8 protein-coding genes are annotated in these 9373 nt (G+C 70.5%); 7 read left to right on the top strand and 1 reads right to left on the bottom strand.

Annotation, left to right across the window (positions count from 1 at the left end; all coding sequences use genetic code 11):
• The first annotated feature begins 107 nt into the window (after nt 1-107).
• The 7 genes from ACH442_RS43395 to ACH442_RS43365 all read left to right on the top strand — a co-directional run bounded on the left by ACH442_RS43395 (nt 108) and on the right by ACH442_RS43365 (nt 8575).
• Nucleotides 108-1607, top strand: coding sequence for a sugar ABC transporter ATP-binding protein (locus ACH442_RS43395; protein WP_396344014.1), 1500 nt, complete (start codon nt 108-110; stop codon nt 1605-1607).
• Nucleotides 1604-2581, top strand: coding sequence for an ABC transporter permease (locus tag ACH442_RS43390; RefSeq protein WP_396344013.1), 978 nt, complete (start codon nt 1604-1606; stop codon nt 2579-2581). Before ACH442_RS43395 ends, ACH442_RS43390 begins: the two co-directional genes overlap by 4 nt.
• The gene (locus ACH442_RS43385; protein ID WP_396344012.1) at nt 2578-3645 is read left to right on the top strand and encodes an ABC transporter permease; all 1068 of its coding nucleotides are present in this window, start codon (nt 2578-2580) and stop codon (nt 3643-3645) included. The genes ACH442_RS43390 and ACH442_RS43385 overlap by 4 nt, the downstream gene beginning before the upstream one ends.
• Nucleotides 3642-4877 (top strand): L-rhamnose isomerase, encoded by a 1236-nt coding sequence (gene rhaI, locus ACH442_RS43380; protein WP_396344011.1) that lies wholly within the window; start codon nt 3642-3644, stop codon nt 4875-4877. The genes ACH442_RS43385 and rhaI overlap by 4 nt, the downstream gene beginning before the upstream one ends.
• Nucleotides 4878-5091: 214 nt before the next feature.
• Nucleotides 5092-5475 carry an Hpt domain-containing protein gene (locus ACH442_RS43375; RefSeq protein WP_396344010.1) on the top strand — a complete coding sequence of 128 codons (384 nt, stop codon included), beginning with the start codon at nt 5092-5094 and terminating at the stop codon, nt 5473-5475.
• Between the two features lie 303 nt (nt 5476-5778).
• Nucleotides 5779-6966 (top strand): ATP-binding protein, encoded by a 1188-nt coding sequence (locus ACH442_RS43370; RefSeq protein WP_396344009.1) that lies wholly within the window; start codon nt 5779-5781, stop codon nt 6964-6966.
• A gap of 4 nt (nt 6967-6970) precedes the next feature.
• Nucleotides 6971-8575 carry a methyl-accepting chemotaxis protein gene (locus ACH442_RS43365; protein ID WP_396344008.1) on the top strand — a complete coding sequence of 535 codons (1605 nt, stop codon included), beginning with the start codon at nt 6971-6973 and terminating at the stop codon, nt 8573-8575.
• A 283-nt stretch (nt 8576-8858) separates the two neighbouring features.
• Here ACH442_RS43365 and ACH442_RS43360 read toward each other — a convergent pair whose 3' ends face one another.
• Nucleotides 8859-9284: an ATP-binding protein gene (locus ACH442_RS43360; RefSeq protein WP_396344007.1), complete on the bottom strand. Its 426-nt coding sequence runs from the start codon at nt 9282-9284 to the stop codon at nt 8859-8861.
• Between the last annotated feature and the right edge of the window lie 89 nt (nt 9285-9373).

Genomic DNA, 9373 nt, shown 5'->3' with positions numbered 1-9373 from the left:
GCGACAAACTACCGGCCGTCGCCTACGACGCGTCGAGCAAGATGCTGCTGCTCGGCCCGGCGCTGGCGATCACCGACCAGAACGTCGACCAGTTCGACTACTGACCGATGACCGACCAGACGCCCCGGCTCCGCCTGACCGGGATCGCGAAGCGTTTCGGCGCGGTACGCGCGATCCAGCAGGCCGACCTGGAGATCAAACCGGGCCGGGTCCATGCGCTGGTCGGCGAGAACGGCGCCGGCAAGTCGACGATGATCAAGATCGTGGCCGGGGCCGAGACCGCCGACACGGGCACGATCGAGTTCGACGGCGAGCCGGCCCGGATCGCCACCACGACGGACGCGATCGCGCTCGGCATCGCCACCGTCTACCAGGAGCCGCAGCTGTTCGGCGAACTCACGGTCGCGGAGAACATCTTCCTCGGCCGTGAACTCAAGAAATCCGGACGGGTCGACTGGGCGGGACAGAACACCAGGGTGGTCGAGCTGCTGGAGCGGCTCGGCCTCCCGGCCCGCTACGCCACCGCCGCGGTGAACACGCTCTCGGTCGCCGAGCAGCAGCAGGTCTCGATCGCCAAGGCCCTCGCGGCGGAGGCGAGCGTGCTGATCCTCGACGAACCGTCGGCGATCCTCACCGACGCCGAGATCGGGGTGCTCTTCGACGTCGTCCGCCGGTTGACCGCGGAAGGCGTCGCGGTCATCTACATCTCGCATCGCCTGGACGAGTTGTTCCGCATCGCCGACGAGGTCACGGTGATGAGAGACGGCAAGACAATTGGCACGTACGCCATCGGCGACCTCACCGTGCGAAAGATCGCCGAGTTGATGGTCGGCGGCATCCTGTCCGACGAGCGTCCGCACCGGACGGTCCCCGACGGTCCGCCGGTCCTGGAGCTGGACAAGCTGGCCCGCGCCGGCAAGTTCCACGACGTGGAGGTCAGCGTGCGCGGCGGCGAGATCGTCGCGTTGTACGGCCTGGTCGGCTCGGGCGTGTCCGAGATCGCCGCCGGCATCTACGGCATCGATCGGGCCACCAGCGGTGACCTGCGGGTCCATGGCAAGCCGGTGCGCCCGCGCTCACCTCGGGACGCGCAGAAGCTGGGGATCGCGCTGCTGCCGGCCAACCGCAAGGCCGAGGGCATGTTCGGTTTCCAGTCGATCGCCTTCAACATCTCCGCGGGCCACCTGAAGGTGCTCTCCCGGTTCGGGACGTTCCTGGACCGCGGACGGGAGAAGAGCGTCGCGGTCGACCTGATCAAGCGGCTGTCGGTGAAGACGCCGAGCGAGCGGCAGCCGATCAGCGCGATGTCCGGCGGCAACGCGCAGAAGGTGGTGCTGGCGCGGCAACTGGTCGAGCGGCCGAAGGTGCTGGTCCTGGCCGAGCCGACGCAGGGTGTGGACGTCGGCGCCAAGGAGGAGATCCACCGGATCATCACGGAGCTGGCCGAGAACGGTACGGCGGTGCTGGTCGTGACCTCGGATCTGCCGGAGGCACTGCGCATCGCCGACCGGATCCAGGTGGTGCGCGGCGGCACCACGACCGCGTCGTTCGGCCCGGACGCCAGCCAGGTGGATCTGCTGGCCGCAGCGGCCGGAGGCGACGAATGAGAAACGGCAGCCGGGTCCTCCCGTCCCCGGTGACCAGCCAGGAGGTCGTGCTCGTCGGGGTCCTCGCGCTCCTGTGGGCGGCGCTCGCGGTCAGCACCCCGGCGTTCCTGACCGCGGGTTCGATCCAGCCGCTGCTGGTCGCCACGGCCCCGGTCGCGCTGGCCGGCGTCGGCATGACCATCGTGATCATCACGGGCGGCATCGACGTGTCGGTCGGTGCCGCGATCATGGTGTGCTCGGTGCTGACCGCGAAGGCACTGGTCGACGGCGGCGTGAACCTCGGGGTGGCGGTGCTGCTGGCGGTCGCCGCGGGCGGGCTGCTCGGGTTGATCAACGGCGTGCTGATCGCGTACGGGCGCGTGCACGCCATCATCATCACGTTCGGCACCGCGAACCTGTTCATGTTCGGCGGGCTGCGGATCTTCGGCTCCGGGACGGTCAACGGCATCCCCGGCACCCTGGCATTCTTCGGGCGTGGGCCGGCCGGGCGCACGCTCGGCATCCCGCACGCGTTCCTGATCACGGTGCTGATCACCGCGCTGGCCTGGTGGTACCTGCGGCACACGGCCGGTGGGCGGCACTTCTTCGCGATCGGCGGGGACACGGTGGCGGCCCGGCTCGCGGGCGTCCGCGTGCAGCGGCGCGTGCTCCTGGCGTACCTGGTGACGGGTTTGCTCGTCGGTCTCGCCAGTTGCTTCGTGATCGCGCAGGGCACGTCCACCCTCGACCAGTCGGTGGGGTCGGGCAAGGAGCTCGCGGTGATCGCGGCGGTCGTCATCGGCGGAACGTCGATCATGGGCGGGCGCGGCTCGGTGCTGGGGACGCTGCTCGGCGCGCTGCTCGTGCAGTCGGTCGCGTCCGGCGTGACCCAGCTGGGCTGGCGGTCGCAGCTGTCCGACCTGTTCGTCGGCGTGTTCATCATCGTGGCGGTCGGTGCCGACCTGCTGCGCGCCCGCGCGAGGAGAAACCGATGACCGCCACGGCCACCGCGACCCGCGAGTCGTTCGGCGCCCGGGCCCTGCGGGTCCTGCTCACGCAGCGGATCGCGCTGCTCGCGGTACTGATCGTCGCCGTCGTCGTCACGTTCTTCGTCCAGGACGCCGGCGGCTACCTGACCGCCCCCTACGACTTCGACTACATGTCCGCGTCGCTGATCAACGCGGTACCCCTGGCCATGCTCGGGCTGGCCGAGCTCCTGGTCATCCTGTCCGGACGCGGCGGCATCGACCTCTCCGTGGGTGCGATCGTCTCGCTCGCCGGCATGACCTTCGGTTTCGCGTACGGCGAATGGGGCTGGCCGCTGTGGGCCGCGATCATCCTCACCGCCGGGTTCGGGGCACTGCTCGGCGCGGTGAACGGGTTCCTCGTGTCCTACGCCGGGTTCCCGGCGCTGATCGCGACCCTGGCCACCTTCTACGCCTACAAGTCGATCGCGATCGTGATCAACGATCAGCAGCCGATCAGCACCGCACCGATCCAGGACCTGTACGCCATCACACGGTCCGTCGAACTGCCGGTCATCGGGCCCTACCTCCCCGACGTACCACTCGCGATCTTCACCTTCCTGCTGCCCACGGTCGTCGCGGTGTGGCTGCTGCTGAACCGCACCACCTACGGGCGGCGGCTCTACGCGATCGGCACCAACGACGTCGCCGGACGCTGGGCCGGCCTGCCGGTACGGGACACGCGCGCGAAGGCGTACGTCTACGCGGGATTGATCTCCGGTCTTGTCGCCGTCGTCACGGTCGGCCAGTTCGCCTCCGCCCGCCCGGACGCCGGTGTCTCCGGCAACGGCATGGCCCTGCCCGCGATCACCATCGCCGTCCTCGGCGGCGTCGCGATCACCGGCGGCATCGGCCGCGTCGCCGGAGTCGTGCTCGCCACGCTGCTGATCGTCTGGCTCAACGCCGGGATCCTGCTCGCCTTCGTCGGCAACGAGGGCTCCCAGTACCAGCTACTCGCACTCGGCGCGGTGCTCGTCTTCGCCGCGCTCCTGAACGGATTGACCAACAGACGCTACGGAGGAACACCGTCATGATCGACCGCACCGAGCGGCAGCAGGCCGCACCTCAAGACGGTGTCGCAGGCGAGGGCCAGGAGAGCACGACAGCGCGAGCTCAGCACCTGGACGGGTTGGACGGCTTCACCGTCGAGGTCCCGAGCTGGGCATACGGGAACTCGGGCACCAGGTTCAAGGTGTTCACCCAGCCCGGGGTGCCGCGGAACCCGTACGAGAAGATCTCCGACGCCGCGCAGGTGCACCGCCTGACCGGGCTCGCGCCGCGGATCTCCCTGCACATCCCGTGGGACGTCGTCGACGACTGGTCGGACCTGCGCGCACACGCCGAGAAGCTGGGCGTCAGGCTCGGGGCGGTCAACGCGAACCTGTTCCAGGACGACGAGTACAAGCTCGGCTCGCTCTGCCACCCCGACCCGGCGGTCCGCGACAAGGCGGTGCGGCACCATCTGCAGTGCATCGAGATCATGCACGCCACCGGATCGACCGACCTGAAGATCTGGCTGCCGGACGGGCTGAACTATCCCGGACAGGACTCGCTGCGCGGGCGGCAGGACCGGCTCGCCGAGTCACTGCGGCGCATCTACGACGCGCTCGGGGACGAGCACCGGATCCTGCTGGAGTACAAGTTCTTCGAACCGTACTTCTACAGCATGGACATCCCCGACTGGGGCACGTCGCTGCTGCACTGCCTGGCCCTCGGCGACAAGGCCACGGTCGTGCTGGACACCGGCCACCACGCGCCGGGCACCAACATCGAGTTCATCGTGATGCAGTTGCTGCGGCAGGGGCGGCTCGGGGCGTTCGACTTCAACTCCCGGTTCTACGCCGACGACGACCTGATCGTGGGCGCGGCCGACCCGTTCCAGCTGTTCCGGATCATGTCGGAGATCGTGGCGGTCGACGCGCACCTGCCCTCGTCCGGGGTGAACTTCATGCTCGACCAGTGCCACAACATCGAGGAGAAGATCCCGGGGCAGATCCGATCGGTCCTCAACGTCGAGCAGGCCCTGGCCAAGGCGCTGCTGATCGACCGGTCCGCGCTGGCCGAGGCGCAGCGTGCGGGCGACGTGCTCGGCGCGAACGACATCCTGACCGCGGCGTTCGAGACCGACGTGCGGGGTCTGCTCGCCGACCGGCGGGAGGATCGGGGGCTGCCGCGCGACCCGGTGGCGGCGTTCAAGGCATCCGGCTACGCGGCGACGACCGCCGCCGAGCGGGTCGGCGGCAACCAGGCCGGCTGGGGCGCCTGACCCACCCACCACCAGAATCGGGCCGCGGCGCGGGTTTTGTGGTCTGACCCTGCCCACCCACGGACGTCGCCCTTGCGGGCCTCGCGTTCTGGGCCGGCCACGGCCCTGCGAGGCCCGCGAGGGTCCCCGCGGGAGCGACGATCGGCGACCACAGCGGAGATAGGACCTGAAGAATGTGATCCTCTGAGCGGGCCCGGCGGCGCAGGATGGGAGCATGGACGACGAGCGGCTGGCCGCGGTGCGTGCGCGGATCGCGGCGATCACCGACCCGGATCCGACGCCGGCCGAGTCGGCGCTCGTGCTCAGGTTGCTGCGGTCGTTCGTGGCGAAGACGCCCGCGGCCGTGGAGCAGTTGCTGGACGGGTTCGAGCGGAAGGATCCGGGGCTGGTCCGGGATCAGGCGCACGCGTTGAAGGGGTCGGCTGCGAACATCGGGGCCACCACGCTGGCCGCTCTCTGCGCGGCCGTCGAAGATCAGGCGCGGGCCGGCGCGGTCACCGACCCGGCCGGCACCGCCGACCAGATCCGCGCCGAGGCCACCGAAGCGCTGGCCGCCGTAGCAGCCTTGGCCGAAGCCTACGACCTCTCTCCCTCATAACCACCCAGTCACGTACGTTGCGCATTTCGCCGGTGAATGCCGAGAGCGACGCCCGGGTCGCCCGGTCAGGCCGTTGACGATGGCGAGGGTGCGGATCCGCCCGGCCCGCTGGTAGGCGGGCGGGTTGGCGAGCTCCAGCACCCCCCGAAGAGCGCCTTGTACCCGCCAATATCGACTTCGGGTAGCTGGTCATAAGCGTTCGGTGAGGGGGCAATCGGGCGGCCGGAACTCCTCAACCCGGCCGGGGCGGCGTCGAAGTTTGTCCCCGACACGCACACCGCCCGCCACGACGAACGGAACCCGATGAGCGCAGTCGCTGACGAGGCCCGCGTGGCCGCCGTGCAGAGCTACCACCTGCTCGACGCGCCCCGCCCGGTCGTCCTCGACGAGCTGACGCGCCTGGCCGGCGCCGTCTTCGAGACGTCGATGTCCACGGTGACGCTGGTCGGAGCGGACCGTCAGTGGTTCGCCGGCAGCACCGGCATGCCGTCCAGCGGTGGGCCGCTGGCCACCTCGTTCTGTGGCGTCGTCGTCGACCGGCGGGTGCCGCTGATCGTCCAGGACGCGCTCACCCACCAGGTCTTCCGCACCTGGGAGAACGTGGTCGGCGCGCCGAACATCCGGTTCTACGCGGGCGTGCCGCTGGTCGACGAGGACGGCTTCCAGCTCGGCACCATGTGCGTGCTCGACGACCGGCCGGGCGACGCCGGGGACCGCCGGATGGAGATGCTGCACACGATGGCCGGGCAGGCCTCGGGGCACCTCTCCGCGATCCGGAACCGGACGCTGCTGTCCGAGATCGGCGACCAGCTGTCCCGGGCGATCAGCCGCGAGGAGGACTTCGTCGCCACGGTCTCGCACGAGCTGCGTACCCCGGTCACCACCATCCAGGGCTATCTCGAGCTGCTCGTGGACAACGAGGGGCTGGAGCCGTACCGGAAGATGATCGAGCCGATCCAGCGCAACGGGGAACGTCTCGTGCGCATGGTCGACCACCTGCTCGCCGGGACCCGGCCGACCGGCACTCCGCTGCCGCTGCTGCGCGCCGAGACGGATCTGGCCACCGTGGCCGAGGCGGCGCTCGCCGCGTGCCGGGCGCAGGCCGAGCAGCGGCAGGTCACGCTGCGGCTGGAGATCACCGCGGAGGGCCCGTTCCCGGTGCCGGGCGACTTCACCCGGCTCAGCCAGGCCGCCGAGCACCTGGTCCGCAACGCGGTGCTGTTCAGCCCGTCCGGCTCGGCGGTCCGGGTCCGGGTGACCGAGACCGGCCTGGACGTGATCGACCACGGTGCCGGCATCCCGGCCGACGAGCTGCCGCACGTGGCGGAGCGCTTCTACCGCGGGCGGTTCGCCCGGGAGCAGGCCGTGCCCGGCGTCGGGCTGGGACTGAGCATCACGCAGCGCATTCTCGCCGCGCACGACGGCGAACTGACCGTGGAGTCCGAGGGATCCGGAAAGGGCACCACCGCGCGGATGGTCGTGATTTGCTGACTCCATGGCATTGCTGCGGCGTCTACGGCTCGGCGGCCGCCTCTCCACGGCGTTCGCCGTGGTGCTGGTCATGCTCGGGGTGGCGGTAGCGATCGGGGTGGCCGGGCTCAACCAGCAGTCCGCGGCCGCCGCCGAGGTGCAGTCCCTGCAACGGCTGCTGCACCAGGTGGACGAACAGAAGTACTACGACGGTGACATCTCCGGGTGGCAGGTCGCGTACGCGTGGGACGCGTACCGGCTGGGACCGACCGTCGCGGCCGACCCGAGCACCGAGAACCGGGCCGGTTTCCTGGCCGACAAGGAGAAGCTGCTCGCGCTGCTGAAGGCGACCGACACCGGGTCGATGACCGCCGACGAACGCAAGATCTTCGACACCCTGGTGACCACCTGGGACCAGTACTTCGCGGCCGACCTGCAGATCGCCGCCGCCTACGCGAAGAAGGACATCGCCGGCGGCAACAAGATCCTGCTCGGCCCCGGCTACGACCTGTACTTCGTGATCGTCCAGGGCACCGACAACCTGGTCGCCTCGGTCACCGGGCGTGCCGAGAAGACCACCCGCACCGCGCAGAACCAGGCCTCCGCCGCCCGCAACTGGCTGATCATCGCGTTCGCGCTGGCCGTGGTCGCCGCGGTGCTGCTCACCCTCGCCGTGACCCGTAGCATCACCAAGCCGGTCGGGCGCCTGATCCGGACCCTGCAGGCCCTCGCCGGCGGCGACCTCACCGTGCGCGCCGACACCACCGGCAGCGACGAGATCGCGGTGATGGGCCGCGCGGTCGACGAGGCGATCACCGGGGTCCGCGGCACGGTCGTCGAGATCGTCGAGAACGGCGCCCGGCTGCGCGAGGCGTCGGAGGCCATGCGCCGGGTCAGCGGCGAGATCGACAGCGCCGTCGGTGAGGCCGACCAGCAGGCCGGGCTGGCCGCGAACAGCGCCTCCGGGGTCTCCGGCAACGTGCACACGGTCGCCGCCGGCACCGAGGAGATGGGCTCGGCGATCAGCGAGATCTCCCGCAACGCCGGCGACGCCGCCCAGGTCGCCTCCGACGCGGTCGCCGCCGCCCGCGCCACCAGCGAGACGATCAACCGGCTCGGCGACTCGTCGGCGCAGATCGGAGACGTGATCAACGTGATCACGTCGATCGCCGCGCAGACCAACCTGCTCGCCCTGAACGCGACGATCGAAGCCGCGCGGGCCGGCGAGTCCGGCAAAGGGTTCGCCGTCGTCGCCAGCGAGGTGAAGGACCTCGCCCAGGAGACCGCGCGCGCCACCGAACAGATCAGTCAGCAGATCGCCGCCATCCAGAGCGACACCAGCCAGGCCGTCACCGCGATCGACGAGATCAGCCGGATCATCGAACAGATCAGCGACTACCAGACCACGATCGCCTCGGCGGTCGAGGAGCAGAGCGCGACGACCGCCGAGATGAGCCGGGGCGTGAGCGAGGCGGCGGCCGGGGCGAGCGACATCGCGGGGAACATCACGAGCGTGGCGAACAGCACGGCGGCCAGCCGGGCGGCGGCGGGGCAGGCGGCTCGGACGGCGCAGGATGTGGAGACGCTCGCGGACCAGTTGCGGTCGGCGGTGCAGCGGTTCCGGATCTGAGACCTTGTTCGGTACGCCCATAGCGGCGCTGTCCGCGGGCATGCGTCCGCAAGGCCCGGCCCGCTGCGGGTTGCGGCCGCGCCGCGCTGTCTGCGGCCGGCGCTCAGGGACGCGTCGCGGGCCGCGAAGCGGCGCCGTCCGCGCGGCCGTCCGGGTCCGAGGGTGTCTCGGCGGGTGGTTCAGGCGGCTGCGGGCAGGGTGAGGACGCCGGTGACGGCCATCGAGCGGCGCACTGTCCCCCGCGCACCCGCGACCTGGAGGATCACGTCGAAGCGGACGATCCTCATGCGGCACGCCCATGATCCGCGCCGGACGGCATCACCATCGCGTCGGGGCACGGCAGCAAGGTCACGCGCACCTGCTTGCCGCCTTCGTGATTGTGCACGGTCCAGCCGTCGGCGAGCGCTTCGATCAGCGCGATGCCACGCCCACCCACGTCGTCGGGGTCGCGGCGGCGGGGCACCACCGAGGAACCGTCGGCGACGGAGACGACGACCTGCTGGTCGTGGGCCTCGACGTGCAGCGCGATGCAGCCGCCGCCGTGCCGGACCGCGTTGGTGACGAGTTCGCTGACGACGACGGCGGCCGCGTCCAGCCATTCCGGGTTGCGGAAACCCCAGCCGCCGAGGACGGCCACGACTGCGCGGCGGGCGGCACCGGGTGCGCCGTGGTGGAGCGGGACGTCGAGACGCGCGGTCAGAGCGCTCATGCAACAAACCTCAGGAGTCGCCGGTATGCGGCGGGACAGTACCCCGGCGCCCGTATAAGCGAAACCTGAAAACACTTGTTGTCTCTTTT

This window comes from Actinoplanes sp. NPDC020271, from assembly GCF_044388125.1.
In the GTDB taxonomy this organism is placed as follows: Bacteria; Actinomycetota; Actinomycetes; order Mycobacteriales; family Micromonosporaceae; genus Actinoplanes.
The sequence above is the reverse complement of the archived record's forward strand: the minus strand, read 5'-3'. Positions and strand labels throughout refer to the sequence as shown.